This is a genomic window from Natronoarchaeum mannanilyticum (genome assembly GCF_039522665.1).
GTDB lineage: Archaea > Halobacteriota > Halobacteria > Halobacteriales > Natronoarchaeaceae > Natronoarchaeum > Natronoarchaeum mannanilyticum.
The window spans coordinates 42,108-66,765 of sequence record NZ_BAAADV010000006.1; the positions used below are offsets into that span (position 1 = coordinate 42,108).

General features: G+C 63.5%; 21 protein-coding genes. 6 read left to right on the forward strand and 15 right to left on the reverse strand.

Annotated elements, in window-relative coordinates; genetic code table 11:
* Positions 1-6: 6 nt before the first annotated feature.
* The 3 genes from ABDZ81_RS12975 to ABDZ81_RS18165 all read right to left on the reverse strand — a co-directional run bounded on the left by ABDZ81_RS12975 (position 7) and on the right by ABDZ81_RS18165 (position 3,080).
* On the reverse strand, positions 7-1,038 hold the full coding sequence (locus tag ABDZ81_RS12975; protein ID WP_343774417.1) for a glycosyltransferase family 2 protein: 1,032 nt from the start codon (positions 1,036-1,038) through the stop codon (positions 7-9).
* Positions 1,039-1,247: 209 nt separating this feature from the next.
* Positions 1,248-2,462 carry a hypothetical protein gene (locus ABDZ81_RS12980; RefSeq protein WP_343774418.1) on the reverse strand — a complete coding sequence of 405 codons (1,215 nt, stop codon included), beginning with the start codon at positions 2,460-2,462 and terminating at the stop codon, positions 1,248-1,250.
* A gap of 468 nt (positions 2,463-2,930) precedes the next feature.
* On the reverse strand, positions 2,931-3,080 hold the full coding sequence (locus tag ABDZ81_RS18165) for a DUF7563 family protein (protein ID WP_256394041.1): 150 nt from the start codon (positions 3,078-3,080) through the stop codon (positions 2,931-2,933).
* A gap of 767 nt (positions 3,081-3,847) precedes the next feature.
* Between ABDZ81_RS18165 and ABDZ81_RS12985 the strand changes: the two genes are divergently transcribed.
* Both ABDZ81_RS12985 and ABDZ81_RS12990 read left to right on the forward strand, forming a co-directional pair.
* Complete coding sequence (locus ABDZ81_RS12985; protein ID WP_343774419.1) at positions 3,848-5,011, forward strand: tyrosine-type recombinase/integrase; 1,164 nt, start codon at positions 3,848-3,850, stop codon at positions 5,009-5,011.
* A 571-nt stretch (positions 5,012-5,582) separates the two neighbouring features.
* Positions 5,583-6,788, forward strand: a complete 1,206-nt coding sequence (locus ABDZ81_RS12990) for an orc1/cdc6 family replication initiation protein (protein WP_343774420.1) — start codon at positions 5,583-5,585, stop codon at positions 6,786-6,788.
* A 279-nt stretch (positions 6,789-7,067) separates the two neighbouring features.
* On the opposite strand, the gene ABDZ81_RS12995 is transcribed toward ABDZ81_RS12990, so the two are convergent.
* Together ABDZ81_RS12995 and ABDZ81_RS13000 are read right to left on the reverse strand one after the other, a co-directional pair.
* Positions 7,068-7,844, reverse strand: a complete 777-nt coding sequence (locus ABDZ81_RS12995; protein WP_343774421.1) for a DUF7970 domain-containing protein — start codon at positions 7,842-7,844, stop codon at positions 7,068-7,070.
* The gene (locus tag ABDZ81_RS13000; RefSeq protein ID WP_343774423.1) at positions 7,837-8,667 is read right to left on the reverse strand and encodes a ParA family protein; all 831 of its coding nucleotides are present in this window, start codon (positions 8,665-8,667) and stop codon (positions 7,837-7,839) included. Before ABDZ81_RS13000 ends, ABDZ81_RS12995 begins: the two co-directional genes overlap by 8 nt.
* 717 nt (positions 8,668-9,384) lie before the next feature.
* On the opposite strand from ABDZ81_RS13000, the gene ABDZ81_RS13005 reads away from it, so the two are divergent.
* Positions 9,385-10,338 (forward strand): transcription initiation factor IIB, encoded by a 954-nt coding sequence (locus tag ABDZ81_RS13005; protein WP_343774424.1) that lies wholly within the window; start codon positions 9,385-9,387, stop codon positions 10,336-10,338.
* Positions 10,339-10,454: 116 nt separating this feature from the next.
* On the opposite strand, the gene ABDZ81_RS13010 is transcribed toward ABDZ81_RS13005, so the two are convergent.
* Both ABDZ81_RS13010 and ABDZ81_RS13015 read right to left on the reverse strand, forming a co-directional pair.
* Positions 10,455-10,811 (reverse strand): HalOD1 output domain-containing protein, encoded by a 357-nt coding sequence (locus ABDZ81_RS13010; RefSeq protein ID WP_343774425.1) that lies wholly within the window; start codon positions 10,809-10,811, stop codon positions 10,455-10,457.
* A gap of 118 nt (positions 10,812-10,929) precedes the next feature.
* Positions 10,930-11,316, reverse strand: a complete 387-nt coding sequence (locus ABDZ81_RS13015; protein ID WP_343774426.1) for a DUF7344 domain-containing protein — start codon at positions 11,314-11,316, stop codon at positions 10,930-10,932.
* 459 nt (positions 11,317-11,775) lie between these two features.
* On the opposite strand from ABDZ81_RS13015, the gene ABDZ81_RS13020 reads away from it, so the two are divergent.
* The 3 genes from ABDZ81_RS13020 to ABDZ81_RS13030 all read left to right on the forward strand — a co-directional run bounded on the left by ABDZ81_RS13020 (position 11,776) and on the right by ABDZ81_RS13030 (position 15,027).
* Complete coding sequence (locus ABDZ81_RS13020) at positions 11,776-12,369, forward strand: DUF7344 domain-containing protein (protein WP_343774427.1); 594 nt, start codon at positions 11,776-11,778, stop codon at positions 12,367-12,369.
* A 482-nt stretch (positions 12,370-12,851) separates the two neighbouring features.
* Entirely contained in the window at positions 12,852-14,741 is a 1,890-nt protein-coding gene (gene glmS / locus ABDZ81_RS13025) for a glutamine--fructose-6-phosphate transaminase (isomerizing) (RefSeq protein WP_343774428.1), read from the forward strand.
* 7 nt (positions 14,742-14,748) lie between these two features.
* Entirely contained in the window at positions 14,749-15,027 is a 279-nt protein-coding gene (locus ABDZ81_RS13030) for a hypothetical protein (protein WP_343774429.1), read from the forward strand.
* Between the two features lie 142 nt (positions 15,028-15,169).
* On the opposite strand, the gene ABDZ81_RS13035 is transcribed toward ABDZ81_RS13030, so the two are convergent.
* The 8 genes from ABDZ81_RS13035 to ABDZ81_RS13070 all read right to left on the reverse strand — a co-directional run bounded on the left by ABDZ81_RS13035 (position 15,170) and on the right by ABDZ81_RS13070 (position 24,642).
* Complete coding sequence (locus ABDZ81_RS13035; RefSeq protein WP_343774431.1) at positions 15,170-16,420, reverse strand: Cdc6/Cdc18 family protein; 1,251 nt, start codon at positions 16,418-16,420, stop codon at positions 15,170-15,172.
* 643 nt (positions 16,421-17,063) lie between these two features.
* A complete protein-coding gene (locus ABDZ81_RS13040; RefSeq protein ID WP_343774432.1) occupies positions 17,064-18,017 on the reverse strand; it encodes an NAD-dependent epimerase/dehydratase family protein in 954 nt (317 codons plus the stop codon).
* A 121-nt stretch (positions 18,018-18,138) separates the two neighbouring features.
* Complete coding sequence (locus tag ABDZ81_RS13045; protein WP_343774434.1) at positions 18,139-19,974, reverse strand: hypothetical protein; 1,836 nt, start codon at positions 19,972-19,974, stop codon at positions 18,139-18,141.
* Positions 19,975-20,082: 108 nt separating this feature from the next.
* Positions 20,083-21,018, reverse strand: a complete 936-nt coding sequence (locus ABDZ81_RS13050) for a glycosyltransferase family 4 protein (RefSeq protein ID WP_425541913.1) — start codon at positions 21,016-21,018, stop codon at positions 20,083-20,085.
* Positions 21,019-21,146: 128 nt separating this feature from the next.
* Entirely contained in the window at positions 21,147-22,151 is a 1,005-nt protein-coding gene (locus tag ABDZ81_RS13055) for a lipid II:glycine glycyltransferase FemX (protein ID WP_343774436.1), read from the reverse strand.
* 238 nt (positions 22,152-22,389) lie between these two features.
* Positions 22,390-23,622, reverse strand: a complete 1,233-nt coding sequence (locus ABDZ81_RS13060; RefSeq protein ID WP_343774437.1) for a Cdc6/Cdc18 family protein — start codon at positions 23,620-23,622, stop codon at positions 22,390-22,392.
* Between the two features lie 524 nt (positions 23,623-24,146).
* Positions 24,147-24,305 (reverse strand): PIN domain-containing protein, encoded by a 159-nt coding sequence (locus tag ABDZ81_RS13065; protein WP_343774438.1) that lies wholly within the window; start codon positions 24,303-24,305, stop codon positions 24,147-24,149.
* On the reverse strand, positions 24,298-24,642 hold the full coding sequence (locus tag ABDZ81_RS13070) for an AbrB/MazE/SpoVT family DNA-binding domain-containing protein (RefSeq protein ID WP_343774439.1): 345 nt from the start codon (positions 24,640-24,642) through the stop codon (positions 24,298-24,300). The genes ABDZ81_RS13065 and ABDZ81_RS13070 overlap by 8 nt, the downstream gene beginning before the upstream one ends.
* Between the last annotated feature and the right edge of the window lie 16 nt (positions 24,643-24,658).

The following is a 24,658-nucleotide window of genomic DNA, read 5'->3' on the forward strand; positions in this document are numbered from 1 at the left end:
GTGCGTTCATCGTTCGAGCTCGTGGAGCTGCCCGTTCACGTCGGGTTCGAGCGACGCGTTGTCGAGGCGGTCGAAGATCATCGCGAGCGTGAGACAGAGGCTGCTCAGCAGGACGGTCAGCAGGGCGAGCAGGGCGTCGAGCGGCGTCGGCGTCGCGGCGAGGACCGACCAGCCGGCGTACGCCAGCCCGCCGGCGATGCCGACCGCACCGAGCGCGTACAGCAGTACGAGCGGGTGGAAGTCGGTGACGACGTACTTGACCGTGAATCGCCAGAGCGCGCGACGGGCGAGCAGCCGGGAGAGACGAGGAACGAACCGCCGGTACCTGATGTGGCTCTCCTCGTCGCCGTACTTCGCCGCCATCTCCACGTCCGTGACGCGCATCCCGTGGACGTTCAGCGCGACGAGCAGGTCGTTGCAGAACCCGTAGTCGTCGTGCAGGTCGTCGAGGTCGATCGCCGTCAACGCACGCGAGGAGATCGCCGTGTACCCGTTCTGGGGATCCGACATGCGCCAGTACCCGCTAACGACCTTGGTGAGGAAGGTCAGCAGCGTGTTGCCGAACAGCCGCCACGCCGACATCTGATCGCGGTGCTCGCTCCGAGAGAGCCTGTTGCCCTTAGCGTAGTCGGCCTCGCCCTCGACGATCGGGTCGATGATTCGATCGAGAATCTCGGGGTCCATCTGGCCGTCGCCGTTCATCACCGCCGTGACGTCGATCCCCTCGTCGCGGGCGCGCTCGTAGCCGGTCTTGATCGCGCCGCCGACGCCGCGATTTTTCTCGTGGCGAATCGGCACGACCCGCCCGGCTACCGGCCGCCCGCCGTCAGCGTGGACCTTCTCCTGCTCCGGCCCGTCGACCCAGTCGTTCGCCTCGCGGGCGGCCTCCCTGATTTCCCGCCAGGTGCCGTCGGTCGAGCAGTCGTCGACCACGAACGCCCGGTCGACGAACTCGGGGAGCGTCCTGATGACGTCCCCGACCAGCTCCCCCTCGTTGTACGCGGGCACGACGACGCCGATCGTCTTTCCCTTATACATGGTTACCGCCCGTCGTCGGCTCCGGTCGCAGCCGAAGGGCCGACGCGCAGCCGGACCGGCGAATCCGCTTGTTGCGATTAGTCGTCGAGTGCTCCCCCATTACCATCACCTGTTCGTGATCTAACGGAGAGAAGATCCAGTTAGTTATGGACGGTATTCCGATCGTTACGGCGAATATACGGCGGAGAGTCGACGAATATCCGGATCTGCTACGGACCCGATCCGTCGACAGGGGCAGAGTACCGCGCCACCCACCCGTCGGCGTCGCGACCGCCGCGCCCTCCAGATTCGGTGCCGGCCAGTACGTACGTCCCGGGCGTCGCGTCGGCCAGTCCCGCCCGGACGGAGCCGCTGTCGGAGAGTGTCCGCAACCACTCCCGGCGGCCCGCCGCGTCGGTCGTCACGAGAAGCGTGCGCTCGCGGCCGGCGGTGATCGTCGTCCCCAGCAGCGCGTACCCGCCGTCGTCCGTCCGGACGAGCTCGACGGCGAGGTCGTCGGTTCCCTCACCGTACGTTCGCTGCCACTCGACGGTCCCCCCGGCGTTGAGCTTCGCGAGCCAGGCGTCTTTCCGCCGGTCATCCCCGATTATCGTGTGGCCGGCGATCGCGAACCCGCCGTCGTCCGTCTGCACGATCGACCGGGCGACGTCGACATCGCTCCGCGAGAGCGTCCGTTCCCAGGCGATGGCGCCGTCGGCGTCCGCGCGAGCGACCCAGCAGTCGGTTCCGTCGCCGAACGTCGAGCCGACGATCCCGTAGCCGCCGTCGCCGGTTACGACGACGTCGCCGAGTGCGTCGCTCGAACTCCGATTATAAGTCCGGACCCACTCGAACCGTCCCTCGGCGTCGGTTTTGAGCAGCCACATGTCCTGGCCCTCGTCGGCGTTCGACTGCGTGCTGCCCGCGATCGCGAACCCGCCGTCGCGGGTCTGGACGAGCGCCCTGCAGAAGTCGAACGCGGACCCGCCGAACGTGCGTGTCCACTGCCGCGTCCCGTTCTGGTCCGTCCCGACGAGGAAGACGTCGCTTTCGTCGGTCGACGTCGACGTCCCCGCAAACGCGTAGCCTCCGCCGACGACGGGCGCCACGGATCGAGCGACGTCGGTGCCGTCGCCGCAGGCCACGTGCGAGGACCACTCGACGGTTCCTCCGGCGTTGATATTTGCGATCCAGGCGTCCTGTCCGTCCGTGGCGGCGCCGACGGCGACGTAGCCGCCGTCGCCGGCCGCGGCGACGTCGCAGACTTCGGCGTCGTCCGCCGCGAGCGAACACTTCCAGTTGAGTTCGGGGCCGCCGACAGTGTCACCACCCGCTGCGCCCGCGGCCGAAACGACCGGTAACGCGGACAGTGCGCTGACAGCGGCGCCGGTGCTGTGCAGGATGAGCCGTTTCAGCCGATCTCCGACCGACGTCCGGTCCGTCACGGACGATCGACTGCCAGAGGTCTCGTCCGGAACGGGACGCGAGCTCGCCCGAGACGTACCTTCGTCGGTCGACGTACCTACCGGGCTCTCGCGCAACTCACCGTCGCTGTCGGCGCGGTGGTTGCTACTAGATTGCATACCTCCGGCTACCGTATATCTACATATAGTTATAGTCGCTATACGAACAATACTCGACTGGTAGCCGGTGAGCACGCGACCGACTCGGTGAGACCAGTTCGTCGGAGCCCCACTGTAACCGCGCTGCAGTGGAACTGCGATCCGGCGTCCGATGATAGATCGATGTTGCAGGCGTAGGCGACGATCGCGGGTCGCACCTCGTCCAGCCTCTATCGTCGCGATTATTGGGTGTACGGCGTCAATCCGGAGCACGGGCTTCGGTTCGCGACAGCGCTCACAAAATCGGCGGTCGCGAGGAGACCCGTCCCGAGATGTCGGTGAGAACAGTCCTCAAGTGGTCGGTTCCGCGACGACGCCGCCTTCTCTGACCGCGGTTCGATCGCAACACTCCATGCACCCCTGCACGTTGTCGTGGTTGTCTCCGAACACTCGGACGAAGTTCCGGGTGACGAATCCACCGCAGTTCTCACAGTGTGGCATGTGACGTTCGGTCCGACGGGAGCATAGGCCATAGTTACAAGCCGTATACCCCGTGCCTGTCTGTCGGCAGGTCGGAAGTATACAGTGTTTAACGCGGTCTTTGGCGGCGGATCGGCAGACTGGAACTGCCGTTGCCGTGATAGACCATTTCTAGTCTGATAGGCTAGTAACGGACTCTATCGACGACAGACAGCCGTAACATCCACCGCCGAAAACCAATCAACGTTCGATTTTGGATATTCACGATATCCAGGAACCCGTCGAGGTATCTTCTACGACATCAGATCGGCCCGACGGGACTTTTCTCCGGTATGAGCCCGTTATCGAGGGTTACCGAAGATTACATATCGCGGGGTTCGCCCAAAGAATGGGTCGATACGCTATGCGAGGGGCGCCACGAGTGATTCCCAAAGCCATAATAATTCGATTTCTGCGGCATTACCCCTTCGTCGAGCAATTTTTGGATATTCGTGAACTCGTCGAGGTATCTTCTACGGCATCAGATCGGCCCGACGGGCCTTTTCTCCGGTATGCACCCGTCGTTGAGGCATTCATATCGCGGATTTCGTCCAAAGAAAGGGCCGATATGCACTGTGCAAAGGCCACCACACGATACCTATATCGAAATGTGGTTTATTGTTGAGGATTGTAGAGGTACAGGTCATCAAACCAGTGATATTCAGGGAATTAGCTTGAAACAGATTACTATGTCTTAGAGGAGAAAGACACAGTAAGTACAAGTGGGTGGCCGCCGTCGGCCGACGCGAATGGAGGACTCGGACGAGCAACCGGCTGATCGGGACGCAATCCCCGGAGAAGACGTCGGGGTGAGCACAATAGAGACGGCCGTCCAGGCGCGTCTCGACGCGCTCGATGCTGGCAACTACCGGGCGAACACCGAGCTCGTACTGGAGGGGTTCGCCGAGTTCCTTCGCGAGGAGCGAGGCGTCGACGACCTGAAGGAGCTGACGGTACTGGACTGCCGGCGCTACGCTCAGCACCTGCGCAACCGTGCAGACGATCCCGACGACGCGCTGTCGGCGGCCTCGACCCACGCCAACGGGCCGTACTTCACGATCGTGCGCGCGTTCCTCTCGTGGTGCGTCGACGACGAACGACTCGACGCCAACCCGGCCCGGCCGAACCGGGTCCGCGACGCCCTCCCGGAGTACCACGGCGATCGAGATCGACAGTTCTGGTCATCCGAAGCGCGGGACGCCCTGCTCGACGCGCTCGACGAGCGCGTTCGCGTAGAGCTGGACGAGTCTCAAGACCCAGACCCGACGCCGTTTCGCGACCGTGCGGTCGTCGCGATGCTGGCGTTCACCGGCGTCCGCGGCGCCGAGGTGTTCGCCGATCCCCGCGACGAGCACCGCGACGGCCTCCGCTGGGGCGACGTCGACCTCGACCGCGGCGTCGCCCGCGTGCTCGGGAAGACCCGCGAGCGTCAGTCGATCGCGCTGACCGACGGCGTCGTCGACGCGCTCGACCGGTACCGGCGCGTCCTGGCGCCGCCGACCGACGAGTGGCCGGTGTTCCCGACCCGCCACCGGCCGTCGCTGGCCGGCGCGGCGCGAGAGGGGCTCGCCGATCGTGGATGGGCGGGCGAAGATATCGAGGCCGCGCTGGACGAGCACGGTTCGTCGGAACTGCTGCGCCGCCACGGGATCGCGCCGCCGGCGCTCTCGAAAAACGGCGCCCGGAATCTCATGCAGCGGCTCTGCGAGTCGGCCGGCGTCGACGTCGACGGCGAGTACCTCAAACCCCACGGCGGCCGCCGGGCGCTGGGCGATCGGCTGTACGCCGCCGACGCCGAGCTGGCCCAGGAGACGCTGCGCCACGAGTCGATCGAGACGACCCACGACGCCTACCGGGAACAGAACGCCGTGGAGCGACGCGAGCGGATCGAGGACGTACTGGACGAAGAGTGACGTCGTAGAGAACCGGGGAGACAGATGGGTCATTTCGAGTATTCTGACTCTGTCCGGGATCCCCTCCGCCTCGTTTTCGTCGTCGTATTTCTCTAAAGGAATTTTGAGGCGCTGAGCGGCCGGTCTTCACTTGCAAAAGTGGTGTGTACTGCTCGGAGATGACAGCGATATCGTTTCGAGTGTTCTGAGTCTGTTGGAGATCCCCACAGTCCCATTCCAGTCATTAGCGCATCGGAAGGCCCGTTTAGACGCTGAAGTTCCGATCTTCACTCGCAAGAGTGGTGTGGGGTTGCTCAGAGAGTGAGAGTACATTTCGTGTGCTTTCCGTGAGCCAGAGGGAGAGAAATGGACGGATATTGCGAGAAAAAGGGAGGGTATTTCGTGTGCTCCGCTACGTGATTCACCGCAATATAACGCTAATAGGCCCTAATCATAGCGGTTGGCTAATAGAAGAGATACACACGAAGCTCGCGAATGCAGGTACTATTATATGGGCGAGACCAGACCAATCTTGTAACATACGAAGCAAACGAAGTCAGGTTTTAAGTAGCATGTGAATAGTATACTGAATATGACGAACCCGTTCGATGATATGACGGATGACATTTTTGCTGATAAAAAAGTACTCACAGAGAGCTATCAGCCCGAGACGATTCTAGAGCGGGATGAAGAGATAGAGGAGTACCGCTACGCCTTGCAGGACGTGCTATTTGGCCGTGAGCCAGAAAACGTCATGCTGTACGGGAAAGCCGGACTCGGGAAAACAGCGGTAACGAAGTATATGATGAGCGCTCTTCGAGAGGAAGTTCAGGAGCGCGAGCAAGCTGACGAGCTGTTCATCCACGAGATCAACTGCAACGGGAAGACCGTCTTCATGGTAGTCCGACAGTTGGTGAATACGTTACTACCAGAGAACGCTAGTCCGTTCCCAAAACGGGGCCTTGGAACCGGAGACGCATTCGAGGAACTCTATCGACAACTCGATCGTATAGGAGGAACGCACCTGATGGTGTTTGACGAGATTGATCATCTTGACGAGGTGGATACGCTGCTTTATGAGCTACCTCGGGCTCGATCGAACGGCCATATTTCGGAAGCGCAAGTGGGGATAATCGGCATCAGCAACAACTACACGTTCCGGAAGACGCTGTCGTCGAAAGTGAAAGACACGTTGATGGAAACAGAAATCGCATTCAGCCCGTACGATGCGACCGAACTTGGGACGATTCTCAGCGATCGAGCGAACCAAGCCTTTGCCGAGGATACGTGCGACCAGTCGGCGATCCGTAGAGCAGCGGCACTTGCGGCACAGGACATGGGGAATGCACGGCAGGCGATTGACCTATTGCGCGTCGGTGGAGAAGTAGCACTTCGGCAAGGTGCTAACCGCGTTACGGACGAGCACATCGGTGAAGCACGAGAACGTGTACAACGAGGTCGGCTCAAAAATAGGATTTCTGACCAGACGGACCACGCACAGTACGTTCTCGAAGCGATCGCGTATCTCGAGCAGCGTGAAAAAACACCAGTTCGATCGAAAGAAATCCAAGACGTGTACGAAGAAGTTGCCTCAGCCTGCGGGGCCGATCCGCTGACGACGTTGAAGAGCATACAAGACCATCTATCAGACCTTCACATGCTTGGATTCCTCCATCGATATGAGCGGAATCAGGGCCTGAGCGGTGGTCAGTACTACGAGTACGAACTCAATCTCGATCCAGAGATCGTAATCGAAACGCGCAAGGAAATAGAAGGGCCAGCGGTTGACGAAAGGTAGCACACGAAATCTACTGTCTTCCCCTCCATATCGACTACCCGCTGTCTCGTCGAAAGCACACGAAATGTACTCTCTTTCTCTCGCAGTAAGCACCGTCACTCACGCGGTCGAAGTAGAAAGCACACGAAATGTACTGTCTCTCCCAGTAGGTACGGCTCTGGGAAGTCGAAAAAGCACACGAAATGTACTGTCTCCCTCTCAGTCGGCACGGTCCCCGGTAGGTCGAAAAGCACACGAAATGAACTATCTCTCAGTCACCCAACAACCAGAGAGCCGTCGCTAGTCTTCCTTCCGCGCCGCCAGGATCGCCTCCACCAGCTCGTCCTCGTGCTCGCTGGCCACCCGCAACACGGCGTCGTGGAACTCCCGCCCGGTCAGATCCCGGACGTCGTGCTCGGCCCGCAGTCGGGCGTCGACGAGCGCCTCGGCGTCCTCGAACTGCTGCCAGGCGTCCGAGCGGACGTACACCGAGTGCTGTTCGGTGTCGTCGAAGCCGAACGCCGAGCCCGCGATCGACGGGGCGGGCTCGTCGTCCGACGGTTCAGTCTCCCCCTCGGCGTCGACACTCTCCGGAATGTCCCCACTGTCCGCAATGTCCACACTGTCTGCAATGTCTGCACTTTCTACAATGTTTGAACTGTCCACACCATCTGCACTTTCCTCACCGCTCCCGACATCCGTCGTTTCCGATGCTCCCGCGCCGTCCGCAGTGTCTGACCTATCCATCTCTTGCCTCTCGACGTCCGCCGACGTAGCCGTCTGCGCTCCGTCGCTGTCCGTGCTATCCGTGCCGTCCGAACCGCTACCGCCGTCCACGCTGTCTGAACTTTCTACAATGTTTGCACTGTCTGCACTTTCTGGAATGTCCGCAATGTTTGAACTGTCTACAATGTCTGCACTTTCCGAGCTTTCTACACCGCTCGTTTCCCCTTCGGCGTTCGCGCTGGCGTCGCCGTCTGTGGACTCGCCGCTCTCCGGCTCGTCGGTACTCTCTTCCTCCTCCTCGTCCTCGTCGACGGCGTCGCTCAGCCCGGCGAAGCGGTTCTCGTCAGGCATCGGTGACACCTCCGTCCTGGACGACCGCGGCGAGCTCGTCGAGCCGATCGAGCATGTCGCTGTCGGGGTCGTAGGTGGCGAGCGGGACGCCCTCGCGCCAGGCGCGGCGGAACGAGATGCGCTCGCGGATACCCGGTCCCGGCGAGACGCCGAACTGGTCCGACCGGGCGAACTCGGGGAGATATTCGCCGAACTCCGAGTCCTCGAGGTCGCCGATGATGCGCTTTTCCTCGTTGTCGCCCGAGAGCTTGTTCGGGACGATCGCCGCGATGTCGATCCCGACCTCGCGGTCGATAGGGACGATCTGCTGGGTGTACATGCGCTCGAACCCTGACACGCTGGGCTCGGCCATCTGCAGCGGAACGATCACGTTCTGGGTGGCGATCAGCGAGGCGTCCGACAGCGGCCCGAGGTTCGGCGGCGAGTCGATCACGACGCGGTCGTACCCGTCCTCGACGAGCGGTTCGACGATCCGCCGACGGACCCACAGCTCCGCGAAGCGGGTGTTGCGGATCGTGTCAGCGACGGTGTCGAGGTCCTTGTGCCCCGGTAGCACGTCGAACTCCGTCTCGCCGGCGGCCGGGCGGATCACATCGCCCGGCGTCGTCGGATCGTCGTCGTCGAGCACGTGCCCGAGGTGGACGTCGGCCTCGTAGGCGTCGGCCAGTCCGACGCCCTCGGTCGCGTTCCCCTGCTGGTCGAGGTCGACCAGCAGTACGTCGTCGCCGCGGGCGGCGAGTCGCTCGGCGAGGTTGATCGCGATCGTCGTCTTTCCGACGCCGCCTTTCTGTAGCGCCACGCTGACTGCGTTCGTTCGGTCCATCGTTACAATGTGTGGAATGTCTGGAGTGTCTGGAATGTGCGCACTGTGCTCCGGTCGATACGTATCGATGCGCAACCAACTGGTATATAATTACCGCACGTGTGGGGACGAGACGCGCATAGAATGTCTACAATGTGTAAACATTGTAGTTCGGTGCAGATCGTTCGGTCGACCGCGGCGTCCCACCCGGAGATGCGAACGGTCGTCTCCGATCCGATCGTCGACCTCAGCCTCATCGATAATTCGTATCCACATTCCCCACCCCACGCTGTCGATCAGAACTATGCGTCGACCGACCTGTGACGAATGCGACGTTGATCCGGAAGCCGACGCCCCCGGTGTAGTGTCGAGAGACGATCACCCCGTCCGGGGTCGTGGCTCCGCCGACGGTAGTAAGCCGACGTGTCTCGGCGCGGGGACGGTACCGTGCCCGCACCGCAGGTCACGAGCCGAGTAGGGTCGAGTTCGCGCTTCCGCGCGTGCGCGCAAATGGACTGATGATCCGGTAGTGCATACTTAGCTTAGACGCCGCATAATCGCCCGCAGCGGTAAGCCTCGCGTCGAGCGACGCGATCCGCTGTAGCGAGTTTATAACTAAGGGTGACACACCCCGTTTGAGGAACGAACAGCACTGATGATTAAGTACCCCTCGGCGGTGGCATCCGATATAAATGTATCATCAGGGGAAGGAGCGGTCCCGACGAAACCATGTCAAACATGAACACATACAGCCGATCGAAGCAACACACGGACGAAGAAGAGGGAGAGTCCCGCGAAGGGTCGACGTGCTCCGAGTGTAACTCGGGGACGCTCGTCCACAACTCCGACCGGCACGAACTCGTCTGCGACGAGTGCGGCCTGGTCGTCGAGGACGAGTCGATCGACTACGGGCCGGAGTGGCGCGCGTTCAACCACTCCGAGCGCCAGGAGCGCTCGCGCGTGGGGGCGCCGACGACGGAGCTGATGCACGACCAGGGGCTGACGACCAAGATCGACTGGCGGGACAAGGACGCCCACGGGCGGACGATCCGCCCCGAACAGCGCAGCCGGATGCGGCGGCTGCGAAAGTGGCAACAGCGCATCCGAACGGGCGACGCCGGCGAACGCAACCTCAAGCAGGCGCTCTCGGAAATTTCGCGGATGTCGAGCGCGCTGGGCGTCCCTCACTCGGTGCGAGAGGTCGCCAGCGTCATCTACCAGAAGGCGCTGGACGCCGACCTGATCCGCGGCCGGTCGATCGAGGGCGTCGCGACCGCGGCGCTGTACGCCGCCTGCCGCCAGGAGGAGATCCCGCGCAGCCTCGACGAGGTCGCGGAGGTCTCTCGGGTCGAGCGCAAGGAGATCGGCCGCACGTACCGGCACATCTCCCAGCAGCTGAACCTCGTGATGGAGCCGGTCGACCCCAAGCAGTACCTGCCGCGCTTCTGCTCGCAGCTCGAGATCGACTCGGAGGTCCGCCAGCTCGCCAAGGAGATCGTCGACGTGACCGTCGACAGCGGCCTCCACTCGGGCAAGTCGCCGACGGGCTGTGCGGCCGCGGCGATCTACCTGGCCGCCCAGCGCTGCGACCAAGAGCTCACCCAGCGCGAGGTCGCCGACGTCGCGCAGGTGACCGTCGTCACGATTCGAAATCGCTACCAGGAGCAGGTCCAGGCGATGGACGACCAGTAATCGGGACGGGTTCGCTACCGCACGAGGGGGAGCTGCGCGGCGACACCAGCTGTTTTGAGAAAGCGACGGGAGAAATCGAACAGCGCGAAGTCCGGAGATAGCTACCGTAGCGACGTTTATTCCGGCGGATACACCAGAATATCGCCGTCGCTGTAAACCACCACGAGATACTCCTCGAGCGGGAACGAGATCCGGCCGCGCGCCGACGTCGCGGCGTCGCCACGATCGAAGATCTCATCGAGTGCGTCCGGATCAACGTACCTGTTCAGAGGCTCGATATCGATCGGGTCGCGCCCCGAAACTGACGCGACGGCCTCGATGACGGTGATGCTGAGGGCGGCGTCGTCGGACCACTCGAAGCGGTGCGCGTCGGATCGACGCTCGTCGCGGCCGTCGTGATAGTCTGTATTTCTCATGGGGACTGGGTCACGCCAATACTGGTCGGTAACGCTCCCTGTCCTATGGTAATACATCGCACGAAATAAAAATATTATGGCAGACGTCGCGAACTTGCCGTCAACGCTGCAGGTATCGCGCCGATCAGCCCGTCGTATCGATCAACTCCTCATTTCGATCGATCAATCGGTTCGGTCAGTCCATCGGTCGATCGAGTTCGGCGTCCATCGTCCGGGCGAGCCAGCGATCGGCTCGTCGGCCGCCGCAGTAACTGACGACCGATCTTTCGGGGTCGTAGTCGATTACGCCGGCCGACGAGAGTTTCGGTAAGTGAGTGTGCCGAAGTGACAGTTCGATCTCGTCGCGGGGCGGGATCTCGTCTGACACCCGCCTCTCGAGTGCGGCCAGCTCGTTGACCAGTTCGGTTGTCGAGAGCGCCGTCGCCGGCGTTTCGACGATGCAGTACAGCGCGTATCGACGCCGCGCCGTCGAGAGACACGAGAACAACCGGTCGAACTCGATCGGCCCGTCGTCGCGTTCGGCATCCCCCTGTTCTCCCCTAGATCCGTATTCCTCCGACATTGCTGCGAGTTGCTTCGCTCACTCACGTAAGTATACGTCACCTTGGACGACCAAGGTGACGAGTAGAAGCCACCTACCGGTGCCACGAAACCGACGATCGACGCCGACGGGACGGAACAGTCCGGAGGCGGGCGACTGCTGTTGTGGCGACGCCGACGGGATCCTTTCGGACGGCAAACCCGTAGCGGGGACTTACCTGACGGCGGTTTCGAGTAGCGATGCGATTGATTCGGTTAAGATGCGCCACCTAGTCACGTTCGGAAGCATCACCTTGGTTTAATTAACTTTAAAATGCGGGGCGTTGATTACCCAATCGGACAGAACGGGGACGCCGAGGGACTCGCCGACCAGTTACGGGGAGGAGAAACGGCAACGTGCCTACAAAAAACATGATGGGGATGTACGAATCGTGCGAGTACGCTACCAACCAGCAATCGTCGACCCGCGAGACCGGGCCGTATGACCAGCAGTGACATGGACGTTCCGGAGGCGGAACGTACGAACGACGAGGGCGAAGTCGAATCCGAGGAGGAGCCGGCCGAGGCGGAGCAGTCCGTCGAACCGGAGCCGCTCCCGCTCGATATCGTCTTCGAGATACTGAAGAACAAACGCCGGCGCCTGGTGCTTCGGTACGTCAGGCGCGAGGAGAACGGCACCGTCGATCTGGGCGAGCTCGCCGAACACGTGGCTGCCCTCGAGAACGACAAGTCGGTGTCGGCGCTGACGTCGGGGGAGCGAAAACGGGTGTACGTCGGGCTCTACCAGTGCCATCTGCCGAAGATGGACGACGCCGGCATCGTCGAGTTCGATCGCAACCGGGGGACGATCGAGCTCGGCGAGAACGCCGACCAGCTCGACGAGTATCTAGACAACCAGTCCGAAGAGGAGACGGTCTGGCCCCGCTACTACCTGAGCATCACGCTGATCGGCGGCGGGCTGTTCCTGATCGGCCAGGCCGGACTGTTCCCGGCCGACTGGGTCCAGACGGTCATCGTCCTCGCGATGCTCGTCGCGCTGGCGGGCTGTGCCGTGCTCCAGTCGCGCGAGGACTAAGGGCCGGTCAGCGCCGCGTCCGCCTTTCACGACGACGCACACGACTGAGCAGCCGCCGGCGAAGCCAGTGCTTTCAGCCGCGGTGGGCACGGGCGACGTTGCCGTCGACGATGGGGCGCTGTGCGGGGATGACGTTCGTCGGTCGCCGCCGACGGTCAGTCCAGATGCCGACGAGTCCGTACTCCGGAGTAAGATAGTTCACAGGTCCTAAAACCAACCTATCCGTGCTAGGTACCTTCTGCCGAACTGGCACCCGATCAATAACAAAGAGTGGCGCACGGGACAGGGGCAGTATCCAGTTCCCGGAACCGCCGGGGCGTACAGCGCGAGAAACCCATGTCCGCAACGCACTCACGACACGACCAATCGCACCGACACTCGAACCGCTTCCGCCGCAACTCGAACTGCACTCGCCGTCGCTCGAGCCATCTTCGGACTGGTGCTGATGGCCGCCGAGGCGCCGACACGGGGGGTGGATGACGATGTGCGGCATCACCGCCCGGATCGGGCGCGGCGACGCCGTCGACGAACTGCTGACCGGCCTCGAGAACCTGGAGTACCGGGGGTACGACTCCGCCGGCGTGGCGATCAAGAACGGCCACGGCCTCGCCGTCCACAAGCGCGAGGGGAAGATCGACCAGCTCAAGAGCCGCGTCGAGCAGTCGCCCCCCGAGGGGTCGATGGGGATCGGCCACACCCGCTGGAGCACCCACGGGCCGCCGACCGACGCCAACGCCCACCCCCACACCGACTGCACCGGGTCGATCGCGGTCGTCCACAACGGCATCATCGAGAACCACGAGGCGCTGAAGGCCGACCTCCGCGAGCGCGGCCACCGGTTCGAGAGCGACACCGACACCGAGGTGATCCCGCACCTGCTCGAGGAGCACGTCGACCGCGGGCTCGAACTCGACGTCGCCTTCCGCCGGATGGCCGAGCAGCTCCAGGGGAGCTACGCCATCGCGGCGATGACCGACGAGGCCGACGCCGTCTACGCGACCCGGCAGGGCTCGCCGCTCGTGCTGGGGATCGACGACGACTGCCACTACCTGGCCAGCGACGTCCCCGCGTTCCTGGAGTTCACCGATCGGGTCGTCTACCTCGAGGACGGCGACGTCGTGACCGTCACCGACGAGGGGTACGAAATCGTCGACAGTCAGGGCGACCCGCTGGACCGCGAGGTCCGGACGGTCGACTGGGTCGCCGAAGACGCCGAGAAGGGACGGTACGACCACTTCATGCGCAAGGAGATCAGCGAGCAGCCCACCGCGCTCGCCCAGACGATCGAGGGGCGGATCGACGCGAGCGAGGAGGGCGAACCGATCGTCACCGACGGTAGCGAGGCGGCCTCGAGAGGTGACAGCGTCTCCACCCCCGGTGCCGACGGCGTCAGCCTGGAGGAGTTCCCGCCGGGGACGTTCGCGGACGTCTCGGCGATCCAGTTCGTCGCCTGTGGCACGAGCTACCACGCCGCGCTGTACGGCCAGCAGCTGCTCGCTCGGCGCGGCGTCAGCGCCCAGACGTTCCGCGCCGGCGAGTACGCCATGTCGCCGGCGCCCGTCGACGACGACACGCTGGTGATCGGCGTCACCCAGAGCGGCGAGACAGCAGACACCCTCGAATCGCTGCGCCGGGCCGCCGAAGGCGGTGCCCGCACGCTCGCGCTGACCAACGTCGTCGGCTCGACGGCCGCCCGCGAGTGCGACGACGCGATGTTCATCCGTGCCGGGCCCGAGATCGGCGTCGCCGCGACGAAGACGTTCTCCTCGCAGGTCGCCTCGCTGGGGCTGCTGGCCGAGCGGCTCGCCCGCGACGTGGCCGACTCCGAGAGCGAGGACAGCCGACAGCTGCTCGCGGAACTGTCGACCCTTCCCGAGACGGTCCAGCGCGTGTTAGACGAGACGCAAGCGATGGAGGTCGTCGACCGCTACCGGGCGATGGATTCGTATTTCTTCATCGGCCGGGGCGTCGCCCACCCGGTCGCGATGGAGGGCGCGCTGAAGTTCAAGGAGATCACCTACGAGCACGCCGAGGGCTTCGCCGCCGGGCAGCTCAAGCACGGCCCGCTCGCGCTCGTGACGCCGAACACGCCCGTGTTCGCGGTGTTCACCGGTCGGCATACCGACAAAACGCTGAGCAATGTCCGGGAGGTCCAAGCCCGCGGCGCGCCCGTGATCGGCGTCGTCAGCGAGGACAACCGGGAAGTGATCGACACCGTCGACGCCGCGCTGACGATCCCCGAAGCCCATCCCGACGTCGCCGCCGTGCTCGCGAACGTCCAGCTCCAGCTGGTCGCGTACCACGTCGCCGACTACCTGGATCGCCCGATCGACAAACCGCGCAACCTCGCCAAGAGCGTCACCGTGGAGTGAGTCGCCGATGTCAACGATGGACCCAGAGCAGGTGCACGTCAGCTGGCACCGCGACGGCGGCGACCGACAGGTGATGATCGGCCTCGACGGCGAGGACGTCAAGCTCGCGATGACGTTCCCCGTCGACCTCTCGCGGCGCGAACTGGAGACGATCCTCGACGAGCGCGACCGCGAGATCGACCACTACTTCGAGGCGCTGGCGCGGGTGCGCCAGCGGAACGCGAAAGCGAGCGAGAGTGCGAACGTGAACGAGGGGACGCAGCAAAACGAGAAGGTTCGGGAGTAGCGGTTCGGTTTTCTCGGGGTAATTTTTGTAGTGGTGGTTGATCGGTAAGGTACAATGCAAAGGAACCACCGTTGCGAGTGTTCCCGTTCTTTACGGACACCCCAGTTTGCGAGTGTTCTTGATCAGCGGTCTAGCGTAGTCCTCAGTCCCCGAGGAGTTGCTGGAGTTTGCTCGGGATTGTTCTATTCGTTTCCGGATGACCGGGGACGTCAAGCCGTTCAAGAGCTTGGACGGCCATTTCTGTAGACAGCGAATCGAGTGAGTACTCGAATCGGGTTTCTTCTCCGATCCCCTCTTGGACTTCTGCTCGTTTGATCAGTCCTAGCATGTGCATATTCGAGAGATAATCGTGAACTCGGCGACTCGCATTCACCTCTCCGATGATCTCTTCGGCGTACTGTCTGTACACCGGATACAACTCCTTTCGTCCGACTGGCGTCTCGTTCTGGAGGTGTAAGGTCACCAGCGCCGCGATCGTCATATGCTCGTGCTTGTCCATGGACTCGATCGCCTCTAGCATCCGATCCCGTTCGAGCTCTTCGCGTGCCCGTTCGATATGTTCGAGTCGTACTTCCTCTTCGTCTTTGGCAAGTTGCCCTCCTCGCCGTAGCAGATCTAGCGCATATCTGGCGTCACCGCCTTCTTGAGCGCCGTACGCCGCCGTAAGCTCGATGACACCGTCTTTGATGGTTCCCTCTTTGAATGCCCGCTGACTTCGGTGCAGGAGAATTTCCTGCAACTCCGTCGCGTTGTAGCTGCTAAACGTGATCTCGTGCTCGCAGAGAGAAGAGGTCACTTTCGAGGAGAGGCCTTCTTTAAAACTGAGATCGTTACTGATACCGATCAGAGCGGGCCAGACATTTTCGAGACGACCGTTCGCCCGTGCGCGGGGGATCTGGTAAAGAATCCGGTCTTGTGAACCGATGTTGTCGACCTCGTCGAGAACAATAATCACGTAATCCCGAACGTCAGTGTCACCGTCTCCAATCGCGTCTAACGCCTCGAACAGCGTTTCGTACACCTGGCTCTTCGGAAGACCCGATCTCGGTAACTGATCACGTGCGGGCAACAATTGATTCGCGAGGGTGATCGCGACTTGATACGAGGAGGAACAGTCGTTGCAGTTCAACCAGATCGTTTCGAGCGAAATATCGTCGTAGTTCGCGACAGAGTCGGTGAGCTCGCTGATCTCGTATTTCGTCGACGCCGTCTTACCGAGTCCGCTGAGTCCGTAGAGGAAGGCGTTTCGGGGTGGTTCCGCATCGATGATCGGCTGGAACACGGTACGGAGGTGTTCAAGTTCCTCATCGCGACCGAGAATCTCGTCTGGTTGATAGTCCTCTTCTAGTACATCTGCATCCTCAAATGGCGATGTTGTACGCCGGTACGACATTAGATAGACAACCGCAGATATCGTATTTAAAACCGGCGTTTCACGTAGTGGGGGTGAGTTTCACGTAGTGGGTTTATTTATAAACTCTCCACCCCCACTGTTTCACGTAGTGAGCGGTATCTGAAGGGGAGCGTGGTAGAGAAGCGGAAATAATCTCTCCTAGTTAGATGATGTTATTGCCGGTTGGGAAACATTCATTCATATATAGTAGTCCTCAAAGAGGTAGACATTCGAATAACGCTCACTACGTGAAACGTCGGGGGAGGGGGTATTTAAATCAACCCACTACGTGAAACGGCGGAGGGGGCGAGGATATAAAGGATCACTACGTGAAACAGTGGGGTACTACAAAACACACCTCATCAAGGTCGCCGGAAAATAGAGTGCGTGTATATGTTGTTCTAGACTAGGTCAACTAGAAGAGAGGAGACAACATTAATAGATGCTCTCTGCCGGGAAGATGCCGTTTTCCCGGCATATGACGCCTTGTTTCCCACCCCTGACTTCCCAGAACACATCGATAGAGGGGTGTGGTTGTCGCACGCCTCTCTGTTCTACATCTCTACGCGGGGATGTGGATTCGAGAGCGAATCGAGAACCGCTGGCCGACAGTCGACGAGTGACGAAAACTGGCTATGTCACCCTACTCCACCAGCGTCGTCAGCCCGTCCTCCAGCGAGACGGTCGCCTCGAATCCCAGTTCTTCGCGCGCGCGAGCCACGTCCGCTCGGCTGTGGCGCACGTCGGCGGCTCGAGGGTCGGTGTGGACGATCTCTGAGTCCGAGCCGACCGCGTCGCGGATCGCCTCGGCGAGCCGGCGGATCGACGTGCTCTGCCCGGTGCCGACGTTGAACGCCCGACCCGTCTCGTCGGTCGTGGCGGCCGCGAGGTTCGCCCGCACGACGTCGGAGACGTGGACGAAGTCGCGCGTCTGCTCGCCGTCGCCGTGGACCGTGATCGGCTCGCCGGCGCGGGCCTGCTCGAAGAAGGCCTTGACGACGCCGCTGTAGTCGCCGCCGGCCTGCCTGGGGCCGTAGATATTGAAGTACCGGAGCGCGACGGCGTCGAGGTCGTACAGGTCGTCGTGGGTGCGGGCGTAGTGGTCGATCGCCAGCTTGTCGACGGCGTACGGCGAGGTGGGCGTCTTGGCGTCGGTCTCGGCGACCGGCACCGACTCGGGCTCGCCGTAGATCGCGCAGCTGGACGCCAGCACGACTCGGGCGTCCTCCTCGCGCGCCCGGTCGAGCAGCTCCACGGTCGCCGCGACGTTGGTCTCGTGGCTCTCGGCGGGTGCCTCGACCGAGCGGTCGACGCTGACAAGTCCGGCCTCGTGGAAGACGACGTCGACGTCCGACATCGCCCACCCGAGCACGTCCGGGTCGCGGACGTCGCCCTCGATCAGCTCGACGCCCGGCGGGACGTGCTCGGCCTTCCCACCCGAGAGGTCATCGAGCACCCGGACCTCGTTGTCGCCGGCGAGCGCCTCGACCAGGTGGCTGCCGACGAACCCCGCGCCGCCGGTCACCAGAACAGTTCGCCCGGACAGCTCCGGGGCGCCGCCGACGCCGCGGCGTCGCCCGCCGTGTCGCTTGGCCATGCTCGTCTCTCACCTCCCCCAGCGCGGGTTTTGTTATAGGCTGGTTGCGCCGCTGGTGCCGTCACCCGCCGGGTCGAAAACGAGTCCTACTGACCGATGCCATCTCAGCTGACGTCGATATTTATCCGCCGACGCTGGCGTTCGGATCGACGAGGTACAGCTCGAACTGATCGTTCGCCTGCACCCGGTCGATCTCGGCCTCCTGTTCGAGCTGCTCGAACCCAGCCTCGTTGTACCGGAACCCCTCGTAGAGAACCGTCTCGCGCTCGACGTCGGCCTCGGTCACCGGAACGTAGGTCGGGTCGTCGAACGCCGACTCGACGGTCCCGTTCCGGAAGTGCCCCTGCGGAACGACGTAGCGGCGCCAGGAGATCCGCTCGGCCGCCGGTGTCGTCGTCCCGTAGTGGAGATCGATGAACCGGCGAGGACCGGATCGGATGCCGGCGAACGCGGTCGACTCGTTGCGGTGCTCCAGCGCGGTCGTGTAGCCGTCGACCTCGGCCTCGGTCACCTGGCTGTTTGGCTGGTAGATGTACGGCGAGGGGTGGAACGCCACCGCCTGCAACACCAGGAACGCCACGAACGCGACCGCGAGGGCGACCGAGAGCACGCTTCGCCCCCGGACATCGCTGAGCCGGTCGATCCCGACGGTCAGGGCGACCGCGCCGAGGATCGTCACGATCGCCATCAGGAACCCGTGGTACCGGAAGTACTGGGTCTGGGCGTTGGCCAGCAGGAACACGACGAAGAACCCCGCCGCGGGCACGCCCGTCAGGATCAGGTACTCGAGGTACGCCGTCCCGTCGTCGTCGATCCGTCCGACGCCGCCGGCCAGCACCGCGACGGCCAGCACCGCCGCGAGCACCGCGTACACCAGGCTGACGCCGAACAGCTTGACGAACATTTCCTCCAGACTTCCCCCCAGCAGCGTCAGCGAGCTCGCGCGGCTGGCGACGGCGCCCCCCGGCTGCGACGCCGATAGCAGCCCCGACGCGATCGCGGCCACCGCCTCGTACACCCGTTCGAGGCGGGCCGACCACAGCAGGAACACCAACCCGAACAGCCCCGTCTGGGCGTACAGCCGGCGGTGCGTTGCGATCGGATGATTGCGCCCGAGGCGGCGGTAGAGGTACTGCAGCGTGGCGATCAGGACGAACGCGCCGAGCAGGTTCACCGCCTGCTGCGGGTGCAGCAGGACGACCGCGGTCGTCGAGAGCGCAAGCAGCAGGCCGACGCCGGTGACGTTGCCGACCAGTCGCCGGTGATCGCCGCGGTCGCTCGCGTACCCCATCGCGAGGTAGAGCACGACCGGCGCGAACATGATCGCCTGGGTCGTCGGGTACGCGACCGCGTGGGTCCCGAGATTGTTGATCGGCATCAGCAACAGCGCGGAGACGGCGCCGACGGCGATTGCCGACCTCGTGTCGGCGATCGCGGCGACGCAGAGCGGGACGAACAGCAAGAACACGAGGAAGAAGACGGCGACGGTCAGCATCATCGTCAGCCGCAGTTCGAGGCCGGTTACGCTCGATAACTGCACCGAGATCGTGTGGATCGCGGGATAGCGCATCCCGGCGGGGTGCAACACGCCCACCTCGAACATCCGCGCCCAGCCGAGGTGGCTCAGCGGGTCGCCCTTGCCGTAGAAGTAGTAGCCCCGCAGGATCGGCAGCGCGGCGACCGAGAGCGCGCTGGCGCCCGCGAGCAGCGTCGCCCCCTGCCCGACGCGGCGGGACGCCGGACCGCGGACGGCGATGACGACGCCGATCAGCGCCGCGACGCCGACGCCGCCCCAGAACAGCAGCGGCGTCGCCTCGTAGATCGACAGCTCGTAGCTCCGGGCCGGCGACCGGTGGGCCGCGATCACGGCGGTCGTCAGCGCCACGAAGCCGACCAGCAGCGCGATGCGCGCTCGGCGCGTTCCGCGAGACTCGGTGCGATCCGTATCAGTGGTCATGGTGGGTCAGTTGGCATCGGCCGCATCCGCGTTCGGCTCGCTTCGACGACGGCATCCACGTTCGGCTCGACTCGGTTCGACTCCAGTTTCCGCCTGCGTTGTCGCCGGTCACGATTCGACGACGCCGCGGTACACGTCCCTGATCTGTTCGCCCATCCGTTCGACGCTCAACTCGCGAACGACCTCGCGACCGTTCGACTCGACGCCGGCGTCGAGCACGGAGACGAGGGCGTCGGCCAGCTCGGCGTCGTCCCGCCCGACGAAGGAGTGGCGGACGCCCGAGAGCCGCTGTCGGACGTCGCCGACGTCCGTCGAGACCACGGGGAGGTTGCAGGCCATCGCCTCCTTGACGGAGTTGGGCGAGCCCTCGCGGTCGGACGTGAGCAGCAGCGCGTCGGCGGCGTTCATGTACGTCGGCATCCGATCGTGGGGGACGCCGGAGACGGTCTGCAGTTCGACGGGGGTCGCGAGGCGCTCGCGGGCGGCCGCGACGACCCGCTCCGCTCGGGCGGGGTTCTTGACCGTCTTCGAGCGCGCGTAGGGGAACAGCACGTGGCGAGCGTCGGGATCCCAGCCGAGTTCCTCCTGCGCGGCGCGCTGGGTCTGGGGTGCGAACTTGTCGAGATCGACGCCGTGGGGGATGACGTGGCAGTCCTGTCCCAGCGCGTCGGCCATCTGGTCGCTCATGACGATCACCGCGTCGCTCCGGCGGGCGCAGAGTTTGCTGACCGGCCCGTAGGTTCCCAGCAGGTCCGACCCCCACAGCGAGAGCACGACCGGGAGGTTCGGCTGGAGCACCGCCGCCGGCCCGGTCAGCCCGTAGTTGGCGTGAATCAGATCGAAGTCCTCGAACGACCGTTTTAGCGTCTGGGGGTAGAACCGGACGTAGTCCTCCAGCGACCGACCGTCGACGCCGCTCGCGCTGTGCTCCCGATCGCTGGGTACCGCCAGCGTCGTACAGGAGACGCCCTGTGACTCCAGTACCGATACCTGTTGCTTGTAGAACCGGGCGTCGTCGTTCGTCACGAGATTCAGTACGCGCAGGGGATCGTCGTCGCCCGGCCCGACGCCGTCGTCCGTCGTCGCGTCACCGCTCGGTGAAGACGCGTCGGCGCCCGGACGCGCCTGCGGCGACCGATCACCGGTCGCGACGGCGTCGGACAGGTCCGAGGTCATCTGGATACCATCCGGTAGGCGCGCTTGGCGACGTCCATTCCCGTTCCCTGCGACTCGACGACGTAGTACGGCACCAGGTCGGCGCCGAACTTGCTCTTGTACCGGCAGAGCCGCTCGGTGTTGGCGCCCATCAGGTCGTACTTCGTCACCGACTCCATCGGGGGATCCTCGATCACGTCCCGGATCACCCGCCAGTGCAGCAGGCTGTTGACGCTGACGTTCTCGTGGGTCGCCCGGGTGCCGCCCTGCCAGAAGTACCCCGCCTCGTCGGAGTACAGCACCGTGATCCCGCTGAGGAACTCGCCGTCGGCCGTGCGCGCGACGTACACCCGACAGCGCTCGTCGAGCGCGTCGACCAGGTCGCGGACGTACTCCCAGGACAGCGGGAACGTCTCGTCCTGTTCCTGGTAGCGGATCTTCGTGTCCTCGTACACCGACCGAGCGCCGTCGAGCCCCTCGTCGCTGATCTCGACGTCGATGTCCTCGCCGTCGCGAATCTCCCGCCGGAGGCTCTTGCTGAACGACGTCAGCACATCGTCGGGCGATTCGTCGGCCAGATCGAGCTGGTAGGTGAACCGCGTCCCGACGTCGAGGTCGGCCCACGAGAACGGGCGCGGGTCGTCGTAGCCCGTGCCGCAGATCGTCCGGAACAGCGTCAGCGAGTCGTCGACGCCGACGTCCTCGAGCACGGCCTCGACGAACGAGTTGTTCACCTTCTCGCGCTTGCGCTGCTTCGGGCTGGTCGGCATCACCAGCGGCCCCATCCGCGGGACGCCGAAGCCCGGCGGCGGCGACAGCACGGCGGAGCCGATCGAGCGGTCCTGGACGAGCAGCGGGAACAGCCCGATCGGCTGCTGGCCCTTGAACCCCCCGTACAGCCGCAGCTCGCCCGTCGCGTGCTCGTCGAGCACCGACAGCGCTTCCGGCGTCTGAAACAGTTCGACTCCCGAGTTCGGGAGCGCGTCGCTCCACTCCGAGATATCTAAGCGCTCGACTCTCATTCGGTGGTTCTGTCTGTGTTCCAGCGAGACCGGCCTTTGTTATCTCCTTCTTACCGGAAGTTCCAGCGTTCTCCGCCGTCTTCGGGATGTGCTCCTCTCGCAAGATTCTGCAGGGAGACGAACGGGGGGAGGGGGGTTTCCGCAATTTCCGCAATTCTCGCGCTCGGGCCGTTCCGGGGAACCGCCCGCTCTACAGAGAAAGCAAGGCGAGTGCCTCGGGGCTTGACCCCGAGGCGGTTCACAGAAGGCCGTTCCGCTTCGCCGAGCGTTCGATGTCGTCGACGACGTCCTCGAATCGCGCGTTGTCGCTCAGCACGTCGAGGACGACGTTGAGGTCGATGTTGAGCTCGAACATCCAACGCTCGCCGCCCCGCTTGCCGCCGGTCTTCTTCGACCCTTCCAGAAAGCTGTACAGGTCGAGCGCCTGCAGGTGGTCGCGGACGCTTCGCATCGTCGTCACGTCGACGTCGATCGCGGTGGTGATCGACTTGTACTCCGAGTAGATCTCCTTCGTGGGCGCGGGCGTCTCGCCTTTCGCTTCGAGCGCGGCCACCGACAGCAGCGACGAGTGCTCCTGGACAGTGAGGTTCTTGAGCCCCTCCAGGAGCGCGTTACGCTCGATCTCCTCGCGAGCGTCGCGCACGTGTCCCTCCGTCACGACGTCGTCGCCCGCGGTCTGGGCTTCAGTCCCGGATTTGTACAGGAGCCGGATCGCCTGCCGAGCGGAGCCGTTGTCCTGAGCGGCGTACGCCGCACACAGCGGGATCACGTCGTCCTCGAGGACGCCGTCGTGGAACGCCATCTCCGCGCGGCGGGTGAGGATCGCGCGCAGCTGGCCGGCGTTGTAGGGAGCAAATCTGATTTCTTCCTCGCAGAGCGTGTCCTTGACGCGCTGGGAGAGATTCGAGTGAAAGTCGAAGTCGTTGGAGATGCCCAGCACCGACAGCCGGACGTCCTCGATGTCGCCGTTCGCCTTCGCGCGGGAGAGCTTGTAGAGGATCGTGTCGTCGTCGCCGATCACGTCGATCTCGTCGAGCACGACGACGATCGTCCCGCCGATCTCCTCCATCCGCTCGAAGATCCAGTCGAAGAGGTTCGAGAGGCCGTGCCCGCGCGGGCGCTCGTCCCACTCCGGCGAGATCTCCTTGAGCAGCGCGCCGGCGACCTGGTACGAGGACGTCAGGTCCGCGCAGTTGACGAAAAAGGTGTGCAGTTCCGCGTCGATGTCGGCGCTGTCGCCCAGAAACTCCTGCAGCTCGGTCAGTTTGTTCTGGGTCGCGACAGTCTTCCCCTGACCGGCGGGACCGTAGATGAACGCGTTGTGCGGCGTGTACCCCCGGGACGCCGGTTCGAGGACGTAGTGGATGTCCGCGAGCTCCTCCTCCCGCTCGGGGAGCTCGTCGGGCGTCCAGTCGTCCTTCAGCGCGTCGTCGTGCGCTAGCACGTCCCCCGACTCGCCGAACTGTGGCATATCTCGACTGTCAGGATTACCACTTATAAAACCCCCCGTTCCGCAATTTCCGCAATTTCTGCAATCCAGGGTCGTTTATAAAACACGGGGGGAGGGGGGTTTCCGCAATTATCGCAAAACGGTGGGGGTGGGGTAGAGAGCGCGAACGGCGGTCGACGCCGCAGCTTTACTCGAACGGCGTCAAGTCCCGTTTCGCCCTTGTTATTATATTATAACTGTTTTGGTAACAGTAGTAGTAGCCGGTTGTAGTAATATCCCAAACCGCCGCAATGCAGAATGGTCTAGTATCAGAATGAGTCTCGATAGATTCTCTTCAGCGATTCTTTTATATTCTCTCCGCTCACGGTGGCAGTTCGGGGGGACGGGAAAACCGCGGAATTGCGGAAACCCCCCTCCCCCCGCCCCTCTGAGAGACGTCAACATGATCGACTCCCGTTCCTGAGTCAAACGTCAACGTACACCGATGAACGTGTGATCTATATCGAGGCAGAAATTGCGGAAGCACCCCTCCCCCTACAAAGCGATCAAGCCGGTTCGTCCCCAAATCGCTCGATCGAGGCGTCGTTGACGTCGATCTCGCCGGACGCCACCCGGTCGAACCACTCTTCGACGGCGACGCTCCCCGGTTCGTCGTTGAGGTAGGCGAGGATCGGTTCGGCGTCGAACACGACCGCGTCACTCATCGGTCGCCTCGTCGTCCTCCAACCCCTCTTCTTCCGGCACCTCGTCTTCGTCGGTTCCGGCGGCCAGCCGATCGACCAGCTCGTCGCTCTCGCGCTCGTCTCGCTCCCGCTCCTGGCGAAGCGTCTCCGTCGCGGAGCGGTCCTCGTCGTCCGACCGTTCGAGTCTCCGGAACTCGCGCATCGTCCCCACCGGGCGGACGACGATCTCGCCGTCCTCGCTCTCGACGAACTTCACGCGTCCGGGCGCCGAGATGCCGTGTTTCGCCCAGAGCGACTTCGGGATCGTCGCCTGGCCCTTCTCGGTGACGATCCGCTCACCGTTCTCAGTATTACTCATATTGAGTATTGCTTCT

Bases quoted from the DNA above. Each gene is read 5' to 3' on its own strand.
- ABDZ81_RS12975 (WP_343774417.1), bottom strand. From the start codon at position 1,038: ATGTATAAGGGAAAGACGATCGGCGTCGTCGTGCCCGCGTACAACGAG.
- ABDZ81_RS18165 (WP_256394041.1), bottom strand. From the start codon at position 3,080: ATGCCACACTGTGAGAACTGCGGTGGATTCGTCACCCGGAACTTCGTC.
- ABDZ81_RS12985 (WP_343774419.1), top strand. From the start codon at position 3,848: ATGGAGGACTCGGACGAGCAACCGGCTGATCGGGACGCAATCCCCGGA.
- ABDZ81_RS12990 (WP_343774420.1), top strand. From the start codon at position 5,583: ATGACGAACCCGTTCGATGATATGACGGATGACATTTTTGCTGATAAA.
- ABDZ81_RS12995 (WP_343774421.1), bottom strand. From the start codon at position 7,844: ATGCCTGACGAGAACCGCTTCGCCGGGCTGAGCGACGCCGTCGACGAG.
- ABDZ81_RS13000 (WP_343774423.1), bottom strand. From the start codon at position 8,667: ATGGACCGAACGAACGCAGTCAGCGTGGCGCTACAGAAAGGCGGCGTC.
- ABDZ81_RS13005 (WP_343774424.1), top strand. From the start codon at position 9,385: ATGAACACATACAGCCGATCGAAGCAACACACGGACGAAGAAGAGGGA.
- ABDZ81_RS13010 (WP_343774425.1), bottom strand. From the start codon at position 10,811: ATGTATTACCATAGGACAGGGAGCGTTACCGACCAGTATTGGCGTGAC.
- ABDZ81_RS13015 (WP_343774426.1), bottom strand. From the start codon at position 11,316: ATGTCGGAGGAATACGGATCTAGGGGAGAACAGGGGGATGCCGAACGC.
- ABDZ81_RS13020 (WP_343774427.1), top strand. From the start codon at position 11,776: ATGACCAGCAGTGACATGGACGTTCCGGAGGCGGAACGTACGAACGAC.
- glmS (WP_343774428.1), top strand. From the start codon at position 12,852: ATGTGCGGCATCACCGCCCGGATCGGGCGCGGCGACGCCGTCGACGAA.
- ABDZ81_RS13030 (WP_343774429.1), top strand. From the start codon at position 14,749: ATGTCAACGATGGACCCAGAGCAGGTGCACGTCAGCTGGCACCGCGAC.
- ABDZ81_RS13035 (WP_343774431.1), bottom strand. From the start codon at position 16,420: ATGTCGTACCGGCGTACAACATCGCCATTTGAGGATGCAGATGTACTA.
- ABDZ81_RS13040 (WP_343774432.1), bottom strand. From the start codon at position 18,017: ATGGCCAAGCGACACGGCGGGCGACGCCGCGGCGTCGGCGGCGCCCCG.
- ABDZ81_RS13045 (WP_343774434.1), bottom strand. From the start codon at position 19,974: ATGACCACTGATACGGATCGCACCGAGTCTCGCGGAACGCGCCGAGCG.
- ABDZ81_RS13055 (WP_343774436.1), bottom strand. From the start codon at position 22,151: ATGAGAGTCGAGCGCTTAGATATCTCGGAGTGGAGCGACGCGCTCCCG.
- ABDZ81_RS13060 (WP_343774437.1), bottom strand. From the start codon at position 23,622: ATGCCACAGTTCGGCGAGTCGGGGGACGTGCTAGCGCACGACGACGCG.
- ABDZ81_RS13065 (WP_343774438.1), bottom strand. From the start codon at position 24,305: ATGAGTGACGCGGTCGTGTTCGACGCCGAACCGATCCTCGCCTACCTC.
- ABDZ81_RS13070 (WP_343774439.1), bottom strand. From the start codon at position 24,642: ATGAGTAATACTGAGAACGGTGAGCGGATCGTCACCGAGAAGGGCCAG.